The organism is Streptomyces sp. NPDC005195, from assembly GCF_040608315.1.
In the GTDB taxonomy this organism is placed as follows: Bacteria; Actinomycetota; Actinomycetes; order Streptomycetales; family Streptomycetaceae; genus Streptomyces; species Streptomyces kaempferi.
In genome coordinates this window covers 209,799-234,495 of sequence record NZ_JBEXHZ010000005.1, presented here as the reverse complement: position 1 = coordinate 234,495, position 24,697 = coordinate 209,799, and the positions used below count along the sequence as shown (strand labels likewise).

The window sequence follows — 24,697 nt, the reverse complement described above, 5'->3', positions numbered from 1 at the left end:
AGTCGGCCATGGCAACGGCGCCCAGCGTCTCCTACTCGATGACGGTCCGGCTGGAGGTGCCCGCGAGCGGAACCGCGGTCTCCCAGCTCACCACGGCCGTCGAGTCCCACGGAGGCTCGGTGACCGGCCTCGACGTGACCGCCTCCGGTCACGAGAAGCTCCGGATCGACGTCACCATCGCGGCGACCTCCACGTCGCACGCCGACGAGATCGTGGAGCAGCTGCGCCACATCGAGGGCGTCACCCTCGGCAAGGTCTCCGACCGTACGTTCCTGATGCACCTCGGCGGCAAGATCGAGATGCAGTCCAAGCACCCCATCCGCAACCGTGACGACCTCTCGATGATCTACACCCCGGGCGTGGCCCGGGTGTGCATGGCGATCGCCGAGAACCCCGAGGACGCCCGCCGCCTCACCATCAAGCGCAACTCCGTTGCGGTCGTGACGGACGGTTCGGCCGTGCTGGGCCTGGGCAACATCGGCCCGAAGGCCGCGCTGCCGGTCATGGAGGGCAAGGCGGCCCTCTTCAAGCGCTTCGCCGGTATCGACGCCTGGCCGCTGTGCCTGGACACCCAGGACACCGACGCGATCGTCGAGATCGTCAAGGCCATCGCCCCCGGATTCGCGGGGATCAACCTGGAGGACATCTCCGCGCCGCGCTGCTTCGAGATCGAGGCCCGGCTGCGTGAGGCCCTCGACATCCCCGTCTTCCACGACGACCAGCACGGCACCGCGATCGTCGTGCTGGCCGCCCTCACCAACGCGCTGCGGGTGGCGGGCAAGGCGATCGGCGACATCCGGGTCGTCATGTCCGGCGCGGGCGCGGCCGGTACGGCCATCCTCAAGCTGCTGATCGCCGCGGGCGTCAAGAACGCGGTCGTCGCCGACATCCACGGTGTCGTGCACGTCGACCGCGCGGACCTGGTCGACGCGGCCCACGGTTCGGCCCTGCGCTGGATCGCCGACAACACCAACCCCGAAGGTCTCACGGGCACGTTGAAGGAGGCCGTGCGTGGCGCCGACGTCTTCATCGGCGTCTCCGCCCCGAACGTGCTGGACGGCGACGACGTGGCCGCCATGGCCGAGAGGGCCATCGTGTTCGCGCTCGCGAACCCCGACCCCGAGGTCGAGCCGGCAATCGCCCGCCAGACGGCGGCAGTTGTCGCCACCGGCCGCTCCGACTTCCCCAACCAGATCAACAACGTGCTGGTCTTCCCGGGCGTCTTCCGCGGCCTGCTGGACGCTCAGTCGCGCACGGTCAACACGGAGATGATGCTGGCCGCCGCGGCCGCCCTCGCGGGCGTGGTGACCGAGGACGAGCTGAACGCGAACTACATCATCCCCAGCGTTTTCAACGACAAGGTCGCGGGCGCGGTCGCCGGAGCGGTGCGCGACGCCGCGAAGGCGGCGGGGGCGTCGGCCGCCGAGTAGACCCCGGCGCGCCGGTCCGGGGGCGCGCCGGACGCGTGGACCGCCGGCGCGGGACACGCCCGGGCGCGCACCGGCTGTGACGATCGCCACGGCCGGTCCGGCACCGGCGCGTCGTGGAACGCGGGGCCCGCGGGCGCCCTCTAGGGTGGCGGCCAGGCTCGGGCCTTCGCAGGCCCTGCGATCAGCTGCCGGGAGCGGACGAAGCGTCACCACATTGAGGCAGTGGCGCTTTTCGTGTGACTCCCAAGGGTGTTCGTGTGACCCCCAGGGGTGCCGGATTGGCTTTCCCGCCGCAGGTGGGGGCAGGATGCGTCTTCGGGCGCGAGGGTCTGGCTACGGACCCGGGTCCGGGGACCGACCGAGGACCCTGGCAGCATCGGCTTCGCCGCATCCGACATGCGGCTCCGCCGCGTGGCACGCCTCAACGGCAAGAAGAACACGGGAGTAAGAACATGAACCGCAGTGAGCTGGTGGCCGCGCTGGCCGACCGCGCCGAGGTGACCCGCAAGGACGCCGACGCCGTTCTGGCCGCGTTCGCCGAGACCGTCGGCGAGATCGTCTCCAAGGGCGACGAGAAGGTCACCATCCCCGGCTTCCTGACCTTCGAGCGCACCCACCGTGCCGCTCGCACCGCGCGCAACCCGCAGACCGGCGACCCGATCCAGATCCCGGCCGGCTACAGCGTGAAGGTCTCCGCGGGCAGCAAGCTCAAGGAAGCGGCCAAGGGCAAGTAGGTTCCTGCGTGTGCCACGGGACGGCGCACGAGGTCCGGTAACGCCAATGGGGCGGCCCCCTTCACCGGGGGGCCGCCCCATCGTCGTACCCGCGACCGGTACGGGCCGGGCGCGTCGAATCGTGTCTAGCCGAGCGCCTTGCCCGGCAGCTCGACCTTCGCGCCGAGCTCCACGAGCTTGTCCATGAAGTTCTCGTAGCCGCGGTTGATGAGCTCGATGCCGTGGACCCGGGAGGTGCCCTGGGCCGCGAGGGCGGCGATCAGGTACGAGAAGCCGCCGCGGAGGTCGGGGATGACCAGGTCGGCGCCCTGGAGCCTGGTCGGGCCCGAAACGACCGCGGAGTGCAGGAAGTTGCGCTGGCCGAAGCGGCAGATCGAGCCGCCCAGGCACTCGCGGTAGAGCTGGATGTGCGCGCCCATCTGGTTGAGCGCGGAGGTGAAGCCGAGGCGGGACTCGTAGACCGTCTCGTGGATGATCGACAAGCCGGTGGCCTGCGTCAGGGCGACGACCAGCGGCTGCTGCCAGTCGGTCTGGAAACCCGGGTGGACGTCCGTCTCCAGCGCGATCGACTTGAGCTGGCTGCCGGGGTGCCAGAAGCGGATGCCCTCGTCGTCGATCTCGAACGCGCCGCCCACCTTGCGGTAGGTGTTCAGGAACGTCATCATCGAGCGCTGCTGGGCGCCCCGGACGTAGATGTTGCCTTCGGTGGCCAGCGCCGCGGACGCCCAGGAGGCGGCCTCCAGACGGTCCGGCAGGGCCGCGTGGGTGTAGCCGCCGAGCGAGTCCACACCGGTGATGCGGATCGTCCGGTCGGTGTCCATGGCGATGATCGCGCCCATCTTCTGCAGTACGCAGATGAGGTCCTCGATCTCCGGTTCCACGGCCGCGTTCGCGAGCTCCGTGACGCCCTCCGCCAGGACGGCGGTCAGCAGCACCTGCTCGGTGGCGCCCACGGACGGGTACGGCAGCTTGATCTTGGTACCGCGCAGCCGCTGCGGGGCCTCCAGGTACTGGCCGTCCTCCCGCTTCTCGATCTTCGCGCCGAACTGCCGCAGCACCTCGAAGTGGAAGTCGATGGGGCGGCCACCGATGTCGCAGCCGCCGAGGCCGGGGATGAACGCGTGGCCCAGACGGTGCAGCAGCGGGCCGCAGAAGAGGATCGGGATCCGGGACGAGCCCGCGTGCGCGTCGATGTCCGCGACGTTCGCGCTCTCGACGTGCGAGGGGTCGAGCACCAGCTCGCCCGGCTCCTCGCCCGGGCGCACCGTCACGCCGTGCAGCTGCAGCAGCCCGCGCACGACCCGCACGTCGCGGATGTCGGGGACGTTCCGCAGCCGGCTCGGCTCGCTGCCCAGCAGTGCGGCGACCATGGCCTTCGGTACGAGGTTCTTCGCACCGCGGACACGGATCTCGCCCTCGAGCGGGGTTCCGCCGTGGACAATCAGTACATCGTCAGAGCCGTTGACGGTCATGTGTCTCGCGATCCGAAGAGTTGGGCAGGGGTACGCATCGGCGGGCCTGTTGGGCGGGAGCCGAACAGCAAGGGTAATCGCCGCCCACCCCCCTTCCGTAAGCCCGAGTACGGCCCAGCAACGTCCCAGCTTCGCCACAACACGAACCGTTCCGTATCGGGCACACCGGGTCACCGGAGCCCTTGTGCGCGGGGGGCGCTTCTCTGCGCCCTGAGCTGCATTCACTCGGTTACGGGTATTGGGTCCCCCTACGGGGGGAAGATGCGGGATCATGTCTGGCATGACCGAGGTGTCCTCGCTCACAGGGCGGCTGCTCGTGGCCACGCCCGCCCTGGCGGACCCGAACTTCGATCGCGCGGTGGTGCTGCTCCTCGACCACGACGAGGAGGGCTCGCTCGGTGTCGTCCTCAACCGCCCGACCCCCGTGGGTGTCAGCGACATCCTGGAGGCCTGGGCGGACCTGGCAGGTGAGCCCGGTGTCGTCTTCCAGGGCGGCCCGGTGTCGCTGGACTCGGCACTGGGTGTCGCGGTGATCCCGGGCGGCATGACGTCCGAGGAGCGCGCACCGCTCGGCTGGCGGCGTGTGCACGGCGCGATCGGCCTGGTCGACCTCGAGGCCCCGCCCGAACTCCTCGCCTCGGCCCTCGGCTCCCTGAGGATCTTCGCCGGGTACGCGGGCTGGGGCCCCGGCCAGCTGGAGGACGAACTGGTCGAGGGCGCCTGGTACGTGGTCGAGTCCGAACCGGGAGACGTCTCGTCCCCCGCCCCGGAACGCCTGTGGCGTGAGGTGCTGCGCCGCCAGCGCAACGAGCTGGCGATGGTGGCGACGTATCCGGACGACCCTTCCCTCAACTGACCGGCGGGCTCCGGCCCGGCTGTCGCCCGGCGCCCCGCGTCCCGGCCGGGGGTTCCTCGACGGGGCGGGCGACCGCGAACGCGCGGTCGTTCCCCGTACGGCTGTCGATCTGTGACGCGGGCCCGTCGCTGTAGCGGCGCGTCGTTGATTACCCTTGCTCCCATGAGCACTCTTGAGCCTGAGACCCAGCCCCAGCGCGGCACTGGGACGGGGACCCTCGTGGAGCCGACGCCGCAGGTGTCGCACGGCGACGGGGACCACGAGCGCTTCGCCCACTACGTCCAGAAGGACAAGATCATGGCGAGCGCCCTCGACGGCACGCCCGTCGTGGCCCTCTGCGGCAAGGTGTGGGTCCCGGGCCGCGACCCGAAGAAGTACCCCGTGTGTCCCATGTGCAAGGAGATCTACGAGTCCATGGGCGCCGGTGGCGACAAGGACAAGGGCGGCGACAAGAAGTAGGCGCCCCGGCGCCCTCGTGGCGCGGCTCGCCGCGTGGAGCGAGCAGGACCGCGGCATCCCCGTGCGGGGTGCCGCGGTTTTGTCGTGCGCGCGTTGCACGGGGTGCGTCCTGTGGTCACAGAGTGGTGGAGACCTCTTGTGGGCATGTTCATGTACTCCATAGCCTCCGGTGTGTTGTGCAGAGCAAAACCCCCATTGCGCATGTTGCAACGCACCCCCCACCGGAGGACGCTCGATGAAGCTCCCGCTGAACCTCTCCGTCCGAACGGCCGCCGCCGCGACGGCACTCGCCGTCGGCGCTCTCGCCGCCACCGCCTGCGCCCCCCAGAGTTCCGGCGACTCCGCCTCCGGGAAGGACGAGAAGACCGGCACCCTGCGCGTCTGGCTCTTCCAGGAGGTCAGCAACGCGCCGAAGCAGAAGGTCGTGGACGCCGCCGTCGGCACCTTCGAGAAGGCCCACAAGGACACCAGGGTCACCATCGAGTACATCCCCGTGGAGACCCGCGCGCAGCGCATGAAGGCCGCCTTCAACGACCCGAAGAGCGCCCCGGACGTCATCGAGTACGGCAACACGGACACCGCCGGGTACGTCAAGGACGGCGGACTCGCCGACGTCTCCGGGGAGTTCGCGGACTGGAGCGAGTCCAAGGACACCGACCCGACGGCCAGGCAGTCGGTGACGGTGGACGGGAAGATCTACGGCGCCCCCTTCTTCGTCGGCGTCCGCGCCCTTTACTACCGCACCGACATCTTCAAGGACCTCGGCATCGAAGTCCCGAAAACCCAGGACCAGTTGGTCGCCGCCGCCCGACAGATCCGGGCGGCGGAACCGGACCTGTACGGACTCGTGGTCGGCGGCGCCTACACGTACGGCGCGATGCCGTTCATCTGGTCCCGGGGCGGTGAACTCGCCGAGGGAAAGGGCGGTTCGTACGCGGCGGCCATCGACAGCGCCGCCGCCCAGAAGGGCATCAAGACGTACACCTCGCTCTTCGGGGACGACAACTGTCCGGCCGCCAACTGCGCGGGCATGACCGGCAACGACACGGTCACCGCGTTCTCCTCCGGCAAGGCGGCCATGGCCATCGGCGGCGACTTCAGCCACGCGGCGATCGAGGCCGGGAAGATCAGGGGCAAGTACGCCGTCGTGCCGCTGCCGGGCCGGAAGGCGGGCGAGATCGCCCCGGCGTTCGCGGGTGGCAACAACCTCGGCGTCCTGAGGAGCACCTCGCACCGCACCCTCGCGGTCGGTCTGATGGAGGAGCTGGCGGGCAAGAAGACCCAGGCCGCGCTCTTCGACGCCATGGGATTCCTGCCCACGTACACCGACGTGCGGGACGACGTCGCCAGGAAGCAGCCGTTCGTCGCGCCCTTCGTGAAGACGCTCGCCTCGGGCGCCAGGTTCGTGCCCGCGTCGCCGGCCTGGTCGCAGATCGACGCCTCGCTCGTCCTGCCGACCATGTTCCAGGAGGTCATCAGCGGCAAGAAGGACGTGGCGGCGGCCTCGAAGGACGCGGCGAAGAAGATGAACGACGCGTTCAGCTCCGCGGGCTGAGCCGATGACCACGCAAGAGGCCGTGGCCGGCCGGACCCCGGTGGGCGAGGCGGCGCCCGCCCGGCCCCGGCCCCGGCGCCGCGGTGCGGGCCCGGCCCCCTGGCTCTACCTCGCCCCCGCCCTCGTCGTGCTCGGCGGGCTGCTCGTCTACCCCGTCTACCAGCTCGGCCTCATCTCGCTCCTGAACTACACCCAGGCGCAGGTCAGCGGCGGTGAGCCGACCACCTTCGAGGGCTTCGGCAACTACACGGCGCTCTTCGCCGACGACCAGTTCTGGCAGGTGCTGGCCGCCACCGTGGTGTTCGCGGCGGCCTGCGTGCTCTCCACGCTGGCCGTCGGCTGCGCGCTCGCGGTGCTCCTCACCCGGGTGCGGGCCCTGCCACGGCTGGCGCTGATGCTCGCCGCCCTCGGCGCCTGGGCGACCCCGGCCGTCACCGGGTCCACCGTCTGGCTGTTCCTGTTCGACCCCGACTTCGGTCCGGTCGACCGGGTGCTCGGCCTGGGGGACCACTCCTGGACGTACGGCCGCTACAGCGCCTTCGCGCTCGTCCTGCTCGAAGTGGTGTGGTGCTCCTTCCCGTTCGTGATGGTGACGGTGTACGCGGGCATCCGGGCCGTACCGGCCGAGGTGCTGGAGGCGGCCGCGCTGGACGGCGCCTCGCAGTGGCGGATCTGGCGCTCGGTGCTCGCGCCGATGCTCCGGCCGATCCTGGTGGTCGTCACCATCCAGTCGGTCATCTGGGACTTCAAGGTCTTCACACAGATCTACGTGATGACGAACGGGGGCGGCATCGCCGGACAGAACCTCGTGCTGAACGTCTACGCGTACCAGAAGGCGTTCGCCTCCTCGCAGTACGGCCTCGGCTCCGCGATCGGTGTGGTGATGCTGGTGATCCTGCTGGCGGTCACGCTCGGGTACCTGAGACTGCTGCGCGGACAGGGAGAGGAACTGTGAGTTTTCCGGGAATCGCCGTGCGCCGGCCGTGGCGGCTCGCCGCGGAGGCGTCCGCGCTGCTGATCGCGGTGGTCGTCGCCTTCCCCCTCTACTGGATGGTGCTCAGCGCCTTCAGACCGGCCGGTGAGATCGAGTCCACCGAGCCCCGGCCGTGGACACTTTCCCCCTCCCTGGATTCCTTCCGGCGCGTCTTCGGGCAGCAGGAATTCGGCCGCTACTTCCTCAACAGTCTTGTGGTGGCGGGCTCGGTGGTCGTCGTCTCGGCACTGATCGCGTTTCTCGCGGCGACGGCGGTGACACGATTCCGCTTCCGTTTCCGGACCACCCTGTTGATCATGTTCCTGGTCGCGCAGATGGTGCCCGTGGAGGCGCTGACGATCCCGCTCTTCTTCCTCATGCGGGACTTCGGTCAGCTGAACACACTGGGCTCGCTGATCCTGCCCCACATCGCGTTCTCGCTGCCCTTCGCGATCTGGATGCTGCGGGGTTTCGTGAAGGCCGTGCCGGACGCGCTGGAGGAGGCCGCGTACATCGACGGGGCGAGCCGTGCGCGATTCCTCTGGCAGATCCTTTTCCCGCTGGTGTTCCCGGGACTGGTGGCCACGAGCGTCTTTTCCTTCATCTCGGCCTGGAACGACTTCCTGTTCGCCAAGTCCTTCATCATCAGCGACACCTCGCAGTCCACCCTGCCGATGGCCCTGCTCGTCTTCTACAAGCCCGACGAGCCGGACTGGGGCGGCGTGATGGCGGCGTCCACGGTGATGACGATTCCCGTGCTGATCTTCTTCGTACTCGTACAACGACGACTGGTCTCCGGCCTCGGCGGAGCGGTGAAGGACTGATGGACTCATGGACATGACGGATTCCGCGCTCATTCCCGCGCCGGGTGCCGTGCGGCACGTCCCCGATGGCGACGGCTTCGTCATCGGCGAGAGCACCGTGCTCGACGCCGGGCCCGGCACCGAGGCGACCGCGCGCTGGCTGCGGGCCACGCTCGGCGCCGTGACAGGGTGCGCGCTGGCTCCCGGAACCGGGGGCGACGGCGGGACGATCCGCCTGCGTATCGACCCGCCGGGCGCGGGCCACCCGGGCCCCGAGGGGTACCGGCTGCACATCGGCGCGGACGCCGTCGCCCTCCACGGCGGCGGCCCGGCGGGTGTCTTCTGGGGAGCGCAGACACTGCGTCAACTGCTCGGCCCCGACGCCTTCCGGCGCGCGGCCCTCGCGCCCGGCAGGCGATGGACCGTGCCTGCCGGCTCCGTCGAGGACGCCCCCCGATTCCCCTGGCGCGGTCTCATGCTCGACGTGTCCCGGCACTTCATGCCGAAGGAAGGCGTCCTGCGCTACCTCGACCTGCTGGCCGCGCACAAACTCAACGTCTTCCACTTCCATCTCACCGACGACCAAGGATGGCGTGTTCAGATCAAACGCTTCCCGAGGCTGACCGAGGTCGGATCCTGGCGGGCGCGCACGAAATTCGGCCACCGCGCCTCGCCGCTGTGGGAGGAGAAGCCGCACGGGGGCTTCTACACCCAGGACGACATCCGCGAGATCGTCGCGTACGCGGCCGAGCGGCATATCAGTGTCGTGCCGGAGATAGACATCCCGGGGCACTCGCAGGCCGCCATCGCCGCGTATCCGGAACTGGGCAACTCCGACGTCATCGACACCACCTCCCTGACCGTCTGGGACTCCTGGGGCGTCTCCGAAAACGTACTCGCCCCCACCGACGACACCCTGCGCTTCTACGAGGGGGTGTTCGAGGAACTCCTCGGCCTGTTCCCCGCGGACGCCGGGCCGTTCTCGCACTTCTTCCACATCGGCGGCGACGAGTGCGCCAAGGACCAGTGGAAGCGGTCGCCGGCCGCGCAGGCGCGTATCGAGGAGCTGGGTCTCGCGGACGAGGACGAGTTGCAGTCCTGGTTCGTCCGGCATTTCGACAACTGGCTCTCGGCGCGCGGCCGTCGGTTGATCGGCTGGGACGAGATCCTGGAGGGCGGGCTTGCGGACGGCGCGGCGGTGTCCTCGTGGCGCGGGTACCAGGGCGGCGTCACGGCCGCCCGCGCCGGACACGACGTCGTCATGTGCCCCGAGCAGCAGGTGTACTTGGACTACCGCCAGGACGCCGGCGAGGACGAGCCGGTGCCCATCGCCTACGTCCGCACCCTGGAGGACGTCTACCGCTTCGAGCCCGTTCCGTCCGAGCTCACCGAGGCGCAGGCACGGCATGTGCTGGGCACTCAGGCCAACGTGTGGACCGAGGTGATGGAGGACTCCGCGCGCGTGGACTACCAGGTCTTCCCCCGGCTCGCGGCCTTCGCCGAGGTCGCCTGGAGCGCGCTTCCCGCCCCCGCGGAGCGTGACTTCGCGGGCTTCGAGCGGCGGATGGCCGTCCACTACGAGCGACTTGACGCCCTGGGAGTGGCCTGCCGCCCGCCCGGAGGGCCGCTCCCGTGGCAGAAGCGCCCGGGTGTGCTCGGACGCCCGATCGAGGGGGCGCCCCCAAACGTGTGAGGCGGCTTCCGGGCGGCGTGTCCCGGGCCGCCGGGTCCGCCACCACGGTCCGACGAGGAAAAAGGCGCCCAAGAGTCTCCGAAGAGTGGCAATTCGCACTGACCGGCGATGCCGTACGAAAACGGACCATCTCCCTGGTGAGGGGGGCGAATGCCTCCTAGCGGACCCCCGCGTCGGGGGCCGGGGAAGATGTGCCAGAGTTGCCACGTCCGCCCTGTCAGCACGTACCGTACGCGCAACACAGGTGGGACCAGGTGGGGCAGCGGGAAGGGGCAGCCGGTTTGACCACGCACGCACCGCAGGCGGCGCAGGCCGTGACGCTGCCCGCCTCGCTGGACGAGGCAGTGGCGGCGCTGGCCGCCATGCCCGCCGCCGTTCCGGTGGCCGGCGGCACCGACCTCATGGCCGCGGTCAACTCCGGACAGCTGCGGCCCGCCGCGCTCGTCGGCCTCGGCCGGATCAGCGAGATCCGTGGCTGGCAGTACCAGGACGGCCACGCGCTGCTCGGCGCCGGCCTCACCCACGCCCGCATGGGGCGCCCCGACTTCGCCGCCCTCATCCCCGCGCTGGCCGCCGCCGCGCGCGCCGCGGGGCCGCCGCAGATCCGCAACGCGGGCACCCTGGGCGGCAACATCGCCTCGGCCGCCCCCACCGGGGACGCGCTGCCCGTGCTGGCCGCCCTGGAGGCCACGCTGGTCATCGCGGGCCAGGGCGGGTCCCGCCGGGAGATCCCCGTGTCGCACCTGCTCGCGGGCATGGAGATGCTGCGCGGCGGTGAACTCATCGGCTACGTGCGCGTTCCGCTGCTGCACGCCCCGCAGGTCTTCCTGAAGGCGACCGGACGCACCGGTCCCGGCCGGGCGATCGCGTCCGTGGCGCTGGTCCTCGACCCGGCCCGGCGCGGCGTGCGGTGCGCCGTCGGGGCCATAGCGCCGATGCCCCTGCGGCCCCTGGACGCGGAGGCATGGGTCGCCCAGCTGATCGACTGGGACAACAACCGCGCGATCGTCCCGGAGGCGCTCACCGCGTTCGGCGAGTACGTCGCCGCCGCCTGCATTCCCGACCCGGTCCCGGCCGAGGACGGCTCCGTACAACCGCTTCCGCCCGCCGTACTGCATCTGCGCCGCACCGTCGCCGCGCTGGCCCGACGAGCACTGGGGAGGGCACTGTCGTGACCGACGACCAGCACGAAGAGGGCGCTCCGCAGGGCAGGGGCCGCTGGGATCCCCTCCCGCAGGGCGACTACGACGACGGCGCCACCGCCTTCGTCAAGCTTCCGGAGGGGGGCATCGAAGCCCTCCTCGCGGAACGGGACCGCAACAGCAACAGCCCGCTCGCGGCGCCCGGACACGGCTACGTGCCCCCGGAGATCACCACGGCGCCCCCGGCGCAGGACCAGGGCAGCACGGGCACGTGGGGCGCGCCGGCCGAGGCGGCCCGGTGGCCCGAGCAGAGCACCGGGCGCCAGGACACCGGGCGCCAGGACGCTGGACATCAGAACTCCGGGCATCAGGACTCCGGGCATCACCGGACCACGCACGACGGGTTCTCGTACCACCCCGGCGCCACCGGGCAGTGGGACTTCGGGGACGCGGCCAAGGAGGGCGCCCCCGGCGGCCACCACCCCGACGGCACACCCGGGCACGACGTCACCGGGCAGTGGTCGATCCCGGTCGCCGGAGGCGATCTTCCGGACGAATCGGGCGAGTTCACCACTTCGGCGCTCGTCGAGCAGTGGGGCGGCACGCCGCCCGCCACGCTCCCCGGCGGCGCGTCCGCGCCCTGGGCGACGACGGAGGCCATCGGGGAACCCTGGTCCGCCGCACCGCCGACGGCCGCTCCTGAGGCCGCTGAGGCCCCCGTGGCACCCTCGCGTCCGACACGTGCCGAACCGGCCGCCGAGGCCGCCCAGCAGGCCGCGGGGCGCGCTCACGAGGCCTCCGGGCCGGCCGCCGGACCCCTGTCCGGCGGGGGCGACCGCTCCGCATCGCTCGAAGCGCGCGAGCCGGACCCCGCCGGGCCGCCCGGCCCCGCCTCCGGCGACGACGGCTCCACGGCCCCCGACGCCGAAGCCACCGCCCAGGACGGCCCCGACGCCCCGGACGAGCCCGCCGGCACGCCGCCCGCGCACAACGAACACCCCCTCGCCTCGTACGTCCTGCGGGTCAACGGCGCCGACCGCCCGGTGACCGACGCCTGGATCGGTGAGTCGCTGCTCTACGTGCTGCGCGAGCGGCTCGGCCTGGCGGGCGCCAAGGACGGCTGCTCGCAGGGCGAGTGCGGCGCCTGCAACGTGAAGGTGGACGGGCGGCTCGTGGCGTCCTGCCTGGTGCCCGGCGTCACCGCCGCGGGCAGCGAGGTGCGCACCGTGGAGGGTCTGGCCACCGACGGCCAGCCCTCGGACGTGCAGCGCGCGCTGGCCAAGTGCGGTGCGGTGCAGTGCGGTTTCTGCGTACCGGGCATGGCCATGACCGTGCACGACCTCCTGGAGGGCAACCCCGCCCCCACCGAACTGGAGGCCCGTCAGGCGCTCTGCGGCAACCTGTGCCGCTGCTCCGGCTACCGGGGGGTCCTGGACGCCGTGCGCGAGGTCGTCGCCGAACGCGAGGCGCACAGCGCGGCCGCCGCAGAGTCCGTGCCCGGCGCGGACGAACCACGCATCCCGCACCAGGCGGGCCCAGGAGCCGGCGGAGTCAACCCGTCGGCCTACGAGGACCCCTCTCCGTACGACGCCCAGGCGCCGTACGAGCAGCCGTACGGCCATGACGGAGGCCAGGCGTGAGCAACGAGACCGTGACCGCGGCTGCCGCGGCGACCGAGACCGGACCGGAGCCGCTGCCGCACGGGCTCGGCGTGTCGCTGCCCGCCGCGGAGGCCCGCGCCAAGACGGAGGGCACCTTCCCGTACGCGGCCGACCTGTGGGCCGAGGGCCTGCTCTGGGCGGCCGTCCTCAGGTCGCCCCACCCGCACGCGCGCATCCTGTCGATCGACACCAGCCACGCGCGCGACATGCCCGGCGTACGCGCGGTCATCACCCACGAGGACGTGCCCGGCGCCGCCCTCCACGGCCGCGGCAGGGCGGACCGCCCCGTCTTCGCCTCGGAGGTCGTGCGCCACCACGGCGAGCCCATCGCCGCCGTCGCCGCCGACCACCCCGACACCGCGCGGATGGCCGCGGCCGCCGTCATCGTCGAGTACGAGGTGCTCGACCCGGTCACCGACCCCGAGCAGGCCTTCGAGGCCGAACCGCTGCACCCCGACGGCAACCTCATCCGGCACATCCCGCTGCGCCACGGCGATCCCGACGCGGCGGGCGAGATCGTCGTCGAGGGCCTGTACCGCATCGGCCGCCAGGACCCGGCCCCGATCGGCGCGGAGGCCGGCCTCGCCGTGCCCCGCCCCGACGGCGGGGTGGAGCTCTACATCGCCTCCACCGACCCGCACACCGACCGCGACACGGCCGCCGCCTGCTACGGCCTGGAGCCCGAGCGCGTGAAGGTCGTCGTCACCGGCGTGCCCGGCGCCACCGCGGACCGCGAGGACCAGGGCTTCCAGCTCCCGCTCGGACTGCTGGCCCTGAAGACCGGCTGCCCGGTGAAACTCACCGCTACGCGCGAGGAGTCCTTCCTCGGCCACGTCCACCGCCACCCCACGCTGCTGCGCTACCGCCACCACGCGGACGGCGACGGCAAGCTGGTGAAGGTCGAGGCGCAGATCCTGCTCGACGCGGGCGCGTACGCCGACACGTCCTCGGAGTCCCTGGCCGCGGCGGTCTCCTTCGCCTGCGGCCCCTACGTCGTCCCGAACGCCTTCATCGAGGGCTGGGCCGTACGCACCAACAACCCGCCCTCCGGCCATGTGCGCGGCGAGGGCGCCATGCAGGTCTGCGCCGCCTACGAGGCGCAGATGGACAAACTGGCGAAGAAACTCGGCGTCGACCCGGCGGAGCTGCGGCTGCGCAACGCGATGGCCACCGGCGACGTGCTGCCGACCGGCCAGACGGTGACCTGCCCCGCCCCGGTCGCGGAACTCCTCCAGGCCGTACGGGACTTCCCGCTCCCCCCGCTTCCCAAGGACACGCCCGAGGACGAGTGGCTGCTCCCGGGCGGCCCCGAGGGCGCGGGCGAGCCCGGCGCCGTGCGCCGCGGCGTCGGCTACGGCCTGGGCATGGTCCACATGCTCGGCGCGGAGGGCACGGACGAGGTCTCCACGGCCACGGTCAAGGTCCACGACGGTGTCGCCACGGTGCTCTGCGCGGCCGTCGAGACCGGTCAGGGCTTCACCACGCTGGCCCGGCAGATCGTCCAGGAGACGCTCGGCATCGACGAGGTGCACGTGGCACCGGTCGACACCGACCAGCCGCCCGCCGGACCGAGCTGCCGGGGCCGTCACACCTGGGTGTCGGGCGGAGCGGTCGAACGCGCGGCGAAGATGGTCCGTACGCAGCTGCTGCAGCCCCTCGCGCACAAGTTCGGGATGTCCACCGAGCTGCTCCAGATCACCGACGGCAAGATCACGTCGTACGACGGTGTGCTCTCCACGACCGTCACCGAGGCGATGGACGGCAAGGAGCTGTGGGCCACCGCGCAGTGCCGCCCGCACCCGACCGAGCCGCTCGACGCCGCGGGACAGGGCGACGCCTTCGTGGGCCTCGCCTTCTGCGCGATCCGCGCGGTGGTGGACGTGGACATCGAGCTGGGCTCGGTACGGGTCGTCGAACTCGCGCTCGCCCAGGACGTCGGCCGCATCCTCAACCCGGCGCAGCTCACGGCCCGGATCGAGGCGGGTGTCACCCAGGGCGTCGGCGCGGCGCTCACCGAGAACCTGCGCACCGCGCGCGGCCTGGTCCGCCACCCCGACCTGACCGGGTACGCCCTGCCGACCGCCCTGGACGCGCCCGACATCCGCATCGTCAAGCTCGTCGAGGAGCGGGACGTCGTCGCGCCCTTCGGCGCGAAGGCGGCCGGCGCGGTGCCGGTCGTGACGTCCCCGGCCGCCGTGGCGTCCGCCGTACGGGCGGCGACCGGGCGCCCGGTCAACCGGCTCCCGATCCGTCCGCAGGCCGCCGTGGTGACGACGACATGACCACGTCAGGGCCCCCGGGGGAGGAGCCCCGGCAGTCGCGGGACGGCGACGGGGACCTGCCGCGGTACGAACCCCCGCCCAGCGTCGGCAAGCTGATGATCTGGGTCCTGCTGTTCTTCGTGGCGGCCCTGGCGGTCGTGCTGGGCGGCGTGTACTTCACCTGAGGGCGACGGCCGCGGGCCCGAGTTCCCGACGGTCCGCGGGCCTGACGTTCCGGGTGCGGGGTGTCGGGTGCCAGGTGTCAGGTCCTGCCGAGGATGGCTTGAACCGGCACGTTTCCCGGCGGTGCCCACCGTGTGCCTGCGAGTTTCCGGCGTTGTCAGCGGGGCGGCGTATGGTTCTCGGTCAGTGGGGAACAGCCGCTGGGCGGCGGGGCGTTCCCGGGGGAAGCACACAAGCGTTCACATGCGCGGGGGAGCCATGAGTACGACTGACACCGATGTCGTCGGCGTGATCACGCTGACCGAGGGCGAGCTGGATCCGTACATCACGCACGCGGACACACGGCACCGGCTGACGGGTCCGGGACTGCCGTCGGACGGCACACTGCTGGAATTCGGCACCCTGCGGGAGCACGGTCTGCGCAGGGTGACGGACCTGGCCACGGACGCCGGCAAGCTCGCCGAGGAGCTCCGTGACCAGCTGGTCATCGGGGCCCTGCGGACCTTCGACCGGGATCTGGAGTCGATCGTGCTGGACGGGGCGACCGGGAAGGTCGCCACGACGCACCTCTCCGCGCACCCCGTCCTGATGGACCTCGCGCCGCTGGCCCCGTCCCTGGAGGCGCTGGTGCGGTTCGCGGCGGCGACGGAGGCACTGACCGTGTCCCGGGAACGGTTCGCGTCCCACGGGGGCCGGTTCGGCCCGAAGGCGGTCACGGAGGTCTCCGAGTCGCTGACCGAGGTCTTCGAGACCGGCGCGGGCGGTGAGGTGGCGGCGTACTGGCGGATGGCCGCGCTGATCCGCCCCCTCGCGCGGATCGCGGGTCCCGGCGAGGGGCTCCGGCTCGATCTGCCGCAGCGGCTGCTGGACGAGGAGTTCGGTCCCGGCGCGATCATGCGCTTCGAGGACGTCGACTTCCCGCCCGCGCTCGTGCACGAGCCGACGCGCCGCTTCCTGCGCGAAACGGGTCTGCCGGAGGACGGCCTGCTCTTCCAGCTGGACACGGAGGTGCCGCTGCCGGCCCTCACCGAGTACTACGCGGACGAGCGCCCCGAGGCGTTCACCGTCGAGGAGCTGCCCGCGACGGCGGACCGGCTCATACGCCTCGGCTATCTCCTGGAGGACACCAGCCTCGTCGTGGACGGCACGACGGGCGCGGTCCTCGCCTGGAGCGAGCCGGACGCCACACTGCGCCCGCTCAACGCGGACATCTCCACGCTCGCCTTCACCCTCTGGCTGCTGCACCGCGAGAAGTCGATCGACGCGGCGTACGACCTCACCGACTCCTACGAGCAGCTCGCCGCGACCATGGCCCAGACCCTCGCCGCGGTCGACCCGGTCGCCTGCGACCCGGCCCCGAGGCTGGACGGCGACGACGGCCGGCGCTACTGGCCGGAGATATTCGAGGACCGGGCGGGCGGAACGCTGTACGCGTAGCCGGCCGGGCCATCCCGTGGGGACGGCTGGTTCGCGAGGGCATTTGCGGGTATTTGACTGATATGAGTACCGCATCGACATCGATACAGATGGCAGCACCCAGCGGCCTGCTCAGCCTCGGGCTGTTCCTGGTCGCCGTGGCCCTCGTGACCCTGCTGGCCGGCAGCCTCTGGCTGGGCTGCCGCATCCGGGCCCACGAACAGTTGCCGCGCCCCGAGGAGCAGCCGCAGCTGCCACCGGGCGGCGCGGTCCACGAGATCCGTGAGATCCGCGAGTCCGCCGAGATCCCCAAGGTGGACAAGAGCGGGCACGCCCTCACTCCGTACGAGCTGGCCCACTCGTCCCGGCCGAGCGCGTCGCAGGAGCGGCAACGCTGGGTCGAGGGCGGAAGCGGCTCCTTCGGCAGCGGCGGCCTGGGACCCCACTGAGACGCCACCGACCGGGAGCGGCCTGAGACCCGACGTAACGCCCACCGACCGAGAGCGGCCTGGGACCCGATGTGCGACGCCTCTGACTGAGGCGCCCCGCTGAGCCCCCCCACCGGAGGACGGCCCGCCGCCACCGGGGCCCGCGCGGACCCACCACGCGCGAGCCCCGTTCGCCTGCCCCATTCACACATCTCCCTGTGAGGGTCGGCCCTCTGTCATGCCACGCCGTAGGTTCCGGCCATGGAGAAGGGAGCTATCTCGCGGGGTGACGTTCTGAAGACGATGCATGAGTATGACGAGCTGGGAGGAGCAACGTTTCTCAGCCTGTACGGCTTCAAGGCAGCCAGGAAGTTCCTCATCCTGCACGACGGCCAGGAATAGGCGGTCAGATACAACCCTTCAGCAGCAGATCGCAGCAGAATGCGCGAATATGGCTGAAGAGGCTGTTTTGCTACCAGGGAGCCTCAGGTGGACACCTCGAACGAACTTCTCCAAAGGGCTTGCCCGTCGGCTCTTGTGACGCTGGACGGCGCCATGCACGGCCTCAATGAGGCAATGGCCTCGGCGCTGGGCAGGCCGGCGGAGCAGTGCCTGGGACGTGACTTCGGTGATCTCTGGCCCACAAGTCAGCGGACGTCGGCCGAGAGTCTGGTGGGCCACGCCGCCAAGACGAGTACGGCCGCGATGGGGGTGCTGGAGTTCCCCGGGCAAAGCGAAGTACCCGTTGTCTGCTTGGTCGAGGCGCGGCAAGTGAAGGATCCCGCTGGTGGCGAGCAGCTGGTCTGGGTACACGCGCTGGATGCGGGAAACGACCTGCGCAGCCTGCTGATTCCGTTCCGGCTGGCCACCGAGGCCGCCGACCTTGGCCTGTGGATGTATTCACCCCATCGGGACCAGCTGGAGTGGCTCGGTGGCGCACCCGTGGTGGCCGCGCTCTTCCCGGATTCCACTGCGCCGTTTTCCAGAGTGATCTCGGCAGTGCACCCCGACGACCGGGAGGGCTTCCGGCAGCTCCTGCGCTTGGCTCCCATCCAGCAGTCCCCCTGGGTGAGGTTGCGATACCTCACCCAGCACGACGACTGGCACCAACTGGCCGCCCGGACCCGTCGGCTTCAGCTGGGGTACGGCGGCCCCGAACGGATCTTCGGGGTGGTCCGCGACGACACCAAACAGGAGAAGCGCAAGCAGAAGGCGCAGGCCGCACTGGCTGCCGAGCGACAGCGCGCCAAGGACATCGCCGACTTCTCCTCCGCCCTGATCGCCGCGGCCACGGAGCAGGAGTTGCAGCAGGTCGTCCTGACCCGGCTCGCCGCGACCTTCGGGGCCTGGGGCGCCCTGCTCGCACTCGTCGACGAAGACCGCCTGCTTGTCTCCACCGATGCCGGGATAGCCAGGCGCGAGGTCGAGGCCCTGCAAGGCCTGCGGCTGGGCCATCCGAGTCCGCTGCCCGAGGCGATCCGCACCGGCCGGCCGCTGTTCGTCCCCGACCGGAAGCACCACAGCCACCGCTGGCCGCACGGCCCATTCCCGCGGCTCGACCGGGTCGGCTCCGACTACGCTTTCGCGATCACCCCTCTCAGCGAGACCGGCGACCAGCCACTCGGGGCGTGGGGGATGGTCTACGACAGCGGATACCGGCCGTCCCTGGACGAGCGGACCCTCATGGGCACGCTGGCCAACCTGGCAGGCCAGGCACTACGGCGCATCCAGTTGCAGCAGGCGCGAGTCGAGCTGGCCACGGCGCTGCAGAAGACCATGCTCCCCACGCTGCCCGAGCACCTCCCGGGTCTGGAGGTCGCCGCCCGCTACCGGCCCAGCCGGTGCGGGCTGGACGTCGGCGGAGACTGGTACGACGCCTTCGTGATGTCCGACGGTGCGATCGCCCTGGAGATCGGCGACGTTCAGGGGCACGACGTGGACGCCGCCGCCTTCATGGGCCAGGTCCGCTTGTCCATGCGCGCGATCGCCGACCAGGAACCGGATCCCGCAGCCGTGCTGACCCGCACCAACGAGCTGCTGACCGCAATGGATCCCGCACGATTCGCCAGCTGCACCATGTTGTGTATCGACCCGCGCGGTGGACGGGTCACCGGCACCAGCGCCGGCCATGTGCCGGTGCTGTGCGCGCACCGGGACGGCAGCCACGATGTCCGCGAGCTGCCGGGCGGGCCGGTCCTGGGTGTCGTGCCCGGCATCGAATACCGCGAGGAGACCTTCGCCCTGGACGAGGACACCGCGCTGGTCATGGTCACCGACGGCGTGGTTGAAGGACCAGGCCTGACGCTGGAAGCCGGACTGGAACGAGCCGGAACACTGGCCGCCCAAGCCGTCTACGACGGGCTGGACACCGAGGAGACCGCCGACCGAATCCTCGACGCCGCGGTCGCGGTCGACCACCAGGACGACGTGGCCGTTCTGGTCATCCGACGCACATGACGGCGCCCGCGTCCTCCCACATCCTCTGGGAGCCAGGGGGAGCGGTCCGGATGCCCGCTCGGTTCGCGTACGTCACGGGGCGGCTGCTCCGGAAGATCGCACAGCAGGTCGGACAAGCCCCCTGGGGGCCGTCCGGAGTCGAAGAAAAAACCAACTGAGACGGGAAACGGAGGCGGACAACGTCGAAGGGCCCCACCTCGCGGTGGGGCCCTCGAGTCGTGCCCGGTCTCCGGACACTGGGAAGGCGATTGTGCGACACGAAGTTGCACGCATTTGAGTGGACTGACCGATTGGAGAGGCAGTTGATGAAGCTGTAGGTGCAGTCACGGGTCTGCGTCCGTATGACCCGTCCCCGCCCTTGACGTGCGATGCCGGTAACGGCGTGGTGCGAAGCTCAGGGGAAAGCCCAAGGACTTCCGTTCCATCCGGGAGTTACCGGCAAGGGGAAGGCCGGACGGGTGAAGTACATCCAGAGGCCGTGGCGGGAATTGAACCCGCGTAACTCGCTTTGCAGGCGAGTCCCTGAACCACTCGGGCACACGGCCGTCTCAGGTGCGGCACGGCTCACTCGTTCCGAACCTGATGGGTCGACCGTAGGCGGCGGCACGGGCGCGGCTCAAGAGGTCCGGGACCGCCGCAACGGGACTGCCACACGCCGTTCACGAAACTCCTCGCGGGTGGGGCGCGCGGGTGGTCGTACGACCAAAGAACCAGCTGATCAGGGTCTTCGGACAGGAGCCAGTGCGGGTTGTGCCCCTTACGCTGACGGCCATGACCGCACTGGAGCCACGGGACGCCGCAACCGCCCGGCCGCAGACGGAGTCCCAGGCCGGGGAAGGGGTGCTGAGCCGGCCGTACCGGGCGCTCAGCGTCGGGATCGTCTCCGTGGTGCTGCTGATCGCGTTCGAGGCGACGGCGGTCGGCACGGCCATGCCGGTGGCGGCCAGGGAGCTCGACGGGGTCGCGCTGTACGCCTTCGCGTTCTCGGGCTACTTCACGACGAGCCTGTTCGGGATGGTGCTCGCCGGCCAGTGGTCGGACCGGGACGGCCCCCTGGGCTCGCTGACCGCGGGAATCGGGGCCTTCGCGGCGGGGCTGATCCTGTCCGGTACGGCCGGCGGCATGTGGCTGTTCGTGCTCGGGCGGGCGGTGCAGGGGCTCGGCGGCGGCCTGGTGATCGTCGCGCTGTACGTGGTCGTGGGGCAGGCCTACCCGGAGCGGCTGCGGCCGTCGGTCATGGCGGGCTTCGCGGCGGCCTGGGTGGTGCCGTCCGTGGTCGGACCGCTCGCGGCGGGCGCCGTCACCGAACACCTCGGATGGCGCTGGGTCTTCGTCGGCATACCGGTCCTGGTCGTCCTCCCGCTCGCCCTCGCCCTGCCGCAGATACGGCGGCGCACGCGCGGACGGAGGGCGGACGCCGCCCTCGTGCCCCCGGGCCGGGGGCGCCTCCGTTCGGCGCTCGCGGTCGCCGTCGGCGCGGGGCTGCTCCAGTACGCCGCCCAGGATCTGAGGTGGCTGTCGCTCGTCCCCGCCGCGGCGGGGGCCGCGCTGCTCGTCCCGGCCGTGCTCCGGCTGCTCCCGGCCGGCACGTACCGGGCCGCGCGCGGCCTGCCCTCCGTGGTGCTGCTGCGCGGGGTCGCGGCCGGCTCCTTCGTCGCCGCCGAGTCCTTCGTGCCGCTCATGCTGGTCACCCAGCGCGGACTGTCGCCGACGCTCGCCGGGTTCTCGCTCGCGGCGGGCGGCGGGACCTGGGCGCTGGGTTCGTACGTCCAGTCGCGGCCGCGCGTGGAGCCGTACCGGGAGCGGCTGATGTTCTTCGGGATGGTGCTGGTCGCGGCCGCGATAGCCGCCGTGCCCGGGGTGCTGGTGCACGCCGTGCCGGTGTGGACCGTCGCCGTCGCCTGGGGGTTCGGCTGCTTCGGGATGGGACTGGTGATCGCCTCGACCAGTGTGCTGCTGCTCCATCTCTCGGCACCCGAGGAGGCCGGCGCGAACTCGGCCTCGCTGCAGATCTCCGACGCCCTCTCCAACATCGTCCTGCTCGCGGCGGGCGGTGCGGCCTTCGCCTCCCTGGGCGGCGGCACGGTCACGGACACGGCCGCCTCGGCGGCCGGCTCCCACCCCGCCGCCTTCGCCGCCGTGTTCCTGCCGATGGCCGGGGTGGCGCTGGTGGGCGCCTGGGTGACGACCCGGCTGCGGGAACGGTGACCGTGAACCGGCCGACCGCGAACTGGTCGACCGCGGTGACCGGGTGGCTCTACGGTGACGCCGTGGAAGAACTGCCGCTCCGTCTCACCCCCGGCCTCGCGCGCGACCTCGCCGACCTCGCGGACGCGCGGGACCGACTGCCCGAGGAGGTCGCAGTGGACGCCGTACGCCGGTATCTGCACGACGAGGGCGAGCACGTCCGCTCGCTCGCCACCCGGCTCGCGGAAGACCACGCCGACCTGCTGCGAAGGCTCGGCGAATGAGCCCTGTCGACCCCGCGAACCGCATGAATGCCGCGAACCCCATGAATCCCGCGAACCAGATGAATGCCGTGGCCCCCATGATCCCCGCGAGGCCGACCCGTCACCTCACCGTCGCCGAGGTGACGGACATCGCCCGGATCGCCTTCGGCGGCACCGCCCCCGAGACACGGGAGCCGGGACTGCTGGCCTCCGCCGTGCACCGCCCGCGCGCCCGCATGCTCGGCGTCGCCGCGTACACCGACCTCTACGAACAGGCCGCGGCCCTGCTGCACGCGCTCGCCGCCAACCACCCCTTCGTCGACGGCAACAAGCGCACGGCGTGGCTGGCCGCCGCCACCTTCCTCGCCGTCAACGGCGTCGACCTCGGCGGCTGCGACCAGGCGACGGCGTACGACCTGGTCATCGACGTGGCGTCCGGCGAGGAGAGCGGGCTCGGGGTGATCGCGGCCCGGCTGCGCGCTCTGTGAGGTGGGTCGCATCCACGGGTGCCCCGGCGTCGTCCGCGCGGTGACACAACCGGGTCGCCGGTAGGGTGGCCCGGTTGTCATACGTAGCCGAGCCGCTCGACCACCCCACGGAGACCGTGACTACCACCGCCGCCACCGCTTCCTCCTCGCACCACCTCTCACCCGCCTTCCCCGGGCGCGCCCCCTGGGGCACCGCGGGCAAGCTGCGCGCCTGGCAGCAGGGGGCGATGGAGAGGTACCTCCAGGAGCAGCCGCGCGATTTCCTCGCCGTCGCCACCCCCGGCGCCGGCAAGACGACGTTCGCGCTGACCCTCGCGTCCTGGCTGCTGCACCATCACGTGGTGCAGCAGGTGACCGTGGTCGCGCCGACCGAGCACCTGAAGAAACAGTGGGCGGAGGCGGCCGCGCGGATAGGGATCAAGCTGGACCCCGAGTACAGCGCGGGCCCGCTCAGCAAGGAGTACCAGGGCGTCGCCGTGACGTACGCGGGGGTCGGCGTCCGGCCGATGCTGCACCGCAACCGCTCCGAGCAGCGCAAGACCCTCGTCATCCTCGACGAGATCCACCACGCCGGAGACTCCAAGTCCTGGGGCGAGGCCTGCCTCGAAGCGTTCGAGCCGGCCACCCGGCGGCTGGCGCTCACCGGTACGCCCTTCCGGTCCGACACCAACCCGATCCCCTTCGTCACCTACGCGGAGGGGAACGACGGCATCCGGCGGTCCTCCGCCGACTACACCTACGGGTACGGGTCCGCACTCGGCGACGGGGTCGTGCGGCCCGTCATCTTCCTCTCCTACAGCGGCAACATGCGGTGGCGCACGAAGGCGGGCGACGAGATCGCGGCGCGGCTCGGGGAGCCGATGACCAAGGACGCCGTCAGCCAGGCCTGGCGCACCGCGCTCGATCCGCGCGGCGAGTGGATGCCCAGCGTGCTGCGCGCCGCCGACCAGCGGCTGACCGAGGTGCGCAAGGGCATCCCGGACGCCGGTGCCCTCGTCATCGCCTCCGACCAGGACTCCGCGCGTGCCTACGCCAAGCTGATCCGCGAGATCACCGGGACGAAGGCGACCCTCGTCCTGTCCGACGACACCGGCGCCTCGAACCGCATCGACGACTTCGCCGCGAGCGAGGACCGGTGGATGGTCGCCGTCCGCATGGTGTCCGAGGGCGTCGACGTCCCGCGCCTGGCCGTCGGCGTCTACGCGACCACGATCTCGACCCCCCTGTTCTTCGCGCAGGCCGTGGGCCGTTTCGTCCGCTCCCGGCGGCGCGGCGAGACCGCCTCCGTCTTCCTCCCGACCGTCCCCGACCTGCTCGGTTTCGCCAACGAGATGGAGGTCGAGCGCGACCACGTCCTCGACAAGCCCAAGAAGGAGGGCGAGGAGGACCCGTACGCCGAGTCCGAGCAGGAGATGGACGAGGCGAACAAGGAGCAGGACGAGGACACCGGCGAGCAGGAGCAGTTCTCCTTCGAGGCGCTGGAGTCCGAGGCTGTCTTCGACCGGGTGCTGTACGACGGCGCCGAGTTCGGGATGCAGGCCCACCCGGGGAGCGCGGAGGAGCAGGACTACCTCGGCATTCCCGGGCTGCTGGAGCCCGACCAGGTGCAGATGCTGCTGCAGAAGCGGCAGGCCCGGCAGATCGCGCACAGCCGCAAGAAGCCGGCCGAGGAGGCCGATCTCCTCGAACTCCCCGCCGAGCGGCGCCCGGTGGTCTCGCACAAGGAGATGCTGGAACTGCGCAAGCAGCTCAACACCATGGTCGGCGCGTACGTCCACCAGAGCGGCAAGCCGCACGGGGTGATCCACACCGAACTGCGGAGGGTGTGCGGCGGCCCGCCGAGCGCGGAGGCCACCGCGGGGCAGCTGCGGCAGCGGATCGCCAAGGTGCAGGAGTGGGCCACCCGGATGCGGTGACGCCCCGTACACAGGGTCCGTCCGACGCCGCGCGCGCCGATCGGGGCCCGCGCGCGCTTCGTGTGTGCCACGCCGTGCGCACGTCAGGTGAACCACGCCGTGCGCACATCAGGTGAACCGGGGCGTGCGCGCTGTGTGCGGGGGTGGTGCGCGCCGTGTGGCGGGCGCCGCGTGTAACGGGACAAAGGGAGGGAGTCCGTACCGGCCCATGCCCGGATTCTGGACGGAGACTTCCGCTGAGCGGACCGGCTCGCTACTGTCACGCTACGCACACGCCCCGTGGCAGCGCCGCCGCGGAGCGCAGCCGTGTAGCGACTCCG

Annotated in this window: 21 protein-coding genes and 1 tRNA gene; 20 read left to right on the top strand and 2 right to left on the bottom strand. The window is 71.4% G+C overall.

Annotated features, from left to right (window positions below; all coding sequences use genetic code 11):
- The first annotated feature begins 8 nt into the window (after positions 1-8).
- Both ABZV34_RS08900 and ABZV34_RS08895 read left to right on the top strand, forming a co-directional pair.
- The gene (locus tag ABZV34_RS08900; protein ID WP_356272700.1) at positions 9-1,430 is read left to right on the top strand and encodes an NAD-dependent malic enzyme; all 1,422 of its coding nucleotides are present in this window, start codon (positions 9-11) and stop codon (positions 1,428-1,430) included.
- Positions 1,431-1,882: 452 nt separating this feature from the next.
- Positions 1,883-2,164 (top strand): HU family DNA-binding protein, encoded by a 282-nt coding sequence (locus tag ABZV34_RS08895; RefSeq protein ID WP_148008648.1) that lies wholly within the window; start codon positions 1,883-1,885, stop codon positions 2,162-2,164.
- A 125-nt stretch (positions 2,165-2,289) separates the two neighbouring features.
- Here the strand turns inward: ABZV34_RS08895 and murA are convergent, their stop codons facing one another.
- Positions 2,290-3,636 carry a UDP-N-acetylglucosamine 1-carboxyvinyltransferase gene (murA, locus tag ABZV34_RS08890; RefSeq protein WP_356272698.1) on the bottom strand — a complete coding sequence of 449 codons (1,347 nt, stop codon included), beginning with the start codon at positions 3,634-3,636 and terminating at the stop codon, positions 2,290-2,292.
- Positions 3,637-3,916: 280 nt separating this feature from the next.
- Between murA and ABZV34_RS08885 the strand changes: the two genes are divergently transcribed.
- From ABZV34_RS08885 to ABZV34_RS08820, 14 genes are all read left to right on the top strand, one after another.
- Positions 3,917-4,492 carry a YqgE/AlgH family protein gene (locus ABZV34_RS08885; protein WP_356272696.1) on the top strand — a complete coding sequence of 192 codons (576 nt, stop codon included), beginning with the start codon at positions 3,917-3,919 and terminating at the stop codon, positions 4,490-4,492.
- Positions 4,493-4,654: 162 nt separating this feature from the next.
- Positions 4,655-4,951, top strand: a complete 297-nt coding sequence (locus ABZV34_RS08880; RefSeq protein WP_010986534.1) for a DUF3039 domain-containing protein — start codon at positions 4,655-4,657, stop codon at positions 4,949-4,951.
- 235 nt (positions 4,952-5,186) lie between these two features.
- Complete coding sequence (locus tag ABZV34_RS08875) at positions 5,187-6,506, top strand: extracellular solute-binding protein (RefSeq protein ID WP_356272694.1); 1,320 nt, start codon at positions 5,187-5,189, stop codon at positions 6,504-6,506.
- 4 nt (positions 6,507-6,510) lie between these two features.
- Complete coding sequence (locus ABZV34_RS08870) at positions 6,511-7,461, top strand: sugar ABC transporter permease (RefSeq protein ID WP_356272692.1); 951 nt, start codon at positions 6,511-6,513, stop codon at positions 7,459-7,461.
- Positions 7,458-8,303, top strand: coding sequence for a carbohydrate ABC transporter permease (locus ABZV34_RS08865; protein WP_168528364.1), 846 nt, complete (start codon positions 7,458-7,460; stop codon positions 8,301-8,303). The genes ABZV34_RS08870 and ABZV34_RS08865 overlap by 4 nt, the downstream gene beginning before the upstream one ends.
- 13 nt (positions 8,304-8,316) lie before the next feature.
- A complete protein-coding gene (locus ABZV34_RS08860) occupies positions 8,317-9,975 on the top strand; it encodes a beta-N-acetylhexosaminidase (RefSeq protein ID WP_356272841.1) in 1,659 nt (552 codons plus the stop codon).
- Positions 9,976-10,256: 281 nt separating this feature from the next.
- A complete protein-coding gene (locus ABZV34_RS08855) occupies positions 10,257-11,150 on the top strand; it encodes an FAD binding domain-containing protein (protein ID WP_266699461.1) in 894 nt (297 codons plus the stop codon).
- Complete coding sequence (locus ABZV34_RS08850; RefSeq protein WP_356272690.1) at positions 11,147-12,757, top strand: (2Fe-2S)-binding protein; 1,611 nt, start codon at positions 11,147-11,149, stop codon at positions 12,755-12,757. The genes ABZV34_RS08855 and ABZV34_RS08850 overlap by 4 nt, the downstream gene beginning before the upstream one ends.
- Entirely contained in the window at positions 12,754-15,060 is a 2,307-nt protein-coding gene (locus tag ABZV34_RS08845) for a molybdopterin cofactor-binding domain-containing protein (RefSeq protein ID WP_356272688.1), read from the top strand. Before ABZV34_RS08850 ends, ABZV34_RS08845 begins: the two co-directional genes overlap by 4 nt.
- The gene (locus tag ABZV34_RS08840; protein WP_356272686.1) at positions 15,057-15,224 is read left to right on the top strand and encodes a hypothetical protein; all 168 of its coding nucleotides are present in this window, start codon (positions 15,057-15,059) and stop codon (positions 15,222-15,224) included. Before ABZV34_RS08845 ends, ABZV34_RS08840 begins: the two co-directional genes overlap by 4 nt.
- Positions 15,225-15,480: 256 nt before the next feature.
- A complete protein-coding gene (locus ABZV34_RS08835; RefSeq protein WP_356272685.1) occupies positions 15,481-16,659 on the top strand; it encodes an SUKH-4 family immunity protein in 1,179 nt (392 codons plus the stop codon).
- A gap of 62 nt (positions 16,660-16,721) precedes the next feature.
- Positions 16,722-17,087 carry a DUF6479 family protein gene (locus tag ABZV34_RS08830; RefSeq protein WP_356272683.1) on the top strand — a complete coding sequence of 122 codons (366 nt, stop codon included), beginning with the start codon at positions 16,722-16,724 and terminating at the stop codon, positions 17,085-17,087.
- Between the two features lie 240 nt (positions 17,088-17,327).
- Positions 17,328-17,468, top strand: a complete 141-nt coding sequence (locus ABZV34_RS08825) for a hypothetical protein (protein ID WP_356272681.1) — start codon at positions 17,328-17,330, stop codon at positions 17,466-17,468.
- 87 nt (positions 17,469-17,555) lie between these two features.
- The gene (locus ABZV34_RS08820; RefSeq protein WP_356272679.1) at positions 17,556-19,523 is read left to right on the top strand and encodes a SpoIIE family protein phosphatase; all 1,968 of its coding nucleotides are present in this window, start codon (positions 17,556-17,558) and stop codon (positions 19,521-19,523) included.
- A gap of 473 nt (positions 19,524-19,996) precedes the next feature.
- Here the strand turns inward: ABZV34_RS08820 and ABZV34_RS08815 are convergent.
- Positions 19,997-20,068, bottom strand: a tRNA-Cys gene (locus tag ABZV34_RS08815).
- A gap of 226 nt (positions 20,069-20,294) precedes the next feature.
- Between ABZV34_RS08815 and ABZV34_RS08810 the strand changes: the two genes are divergently transcribed.
- The 4 genes from ABZV34_RS08810 (at position 20,295) to ABZV34_RS08795 (ending at position 24,377) form a co-directional block, all read left to right on the top strand.
- The gene (locus tag ABZV34_RS08810; protein WP_356272677.1) at positions 20,295-21,731 is read left to right on the top strand and encodes an MFS transporter; all 1,437 of its coding nucleotides are present in this window, start codon (positions 20,295-20,297) and stop codon (positions 21,729-21,731) included.
- Between the two features lie 2 nt (positions 21,732-21,733).
- Complete coding sequence (locus tag ABZV34_RS08805) at positions 21,734-21,994, top strand: hypothetical protein (protein WP_356272675.1); 261 nt, start codon at positions 21,734-21,736, stop codon at positions 21,992-21,994.
- A 77-nt stretch (positions 21,995-22,071) separates the two neighbouring features.
- Positions 22,072-22,461, top strand: coding sequence for a type II toxin-antitoxin system death-on-curing family toxin (locus tag ABZV34_RS08800; protein ID WP_356272673.1), 390 nt, complete (start codon positions 22,072-22,074; stop codon positions 22,459-22,461).
- Positions 22,462-22,577: 116 nt separating this feature from the next.
- On the top strand, positions 22,578-24,377 hold the full coding sequence (locus ABZV34_RS08795) for a DEAD/DEAH box helicase (RefSeq protein WP_356272671.1): 1,800 nt from the start codon (positions 22,578-22,580) through the stop codon (positions 24,375-24,377).
- Positions 24,378-24,697: the final 320 nt, after the last annotated feature.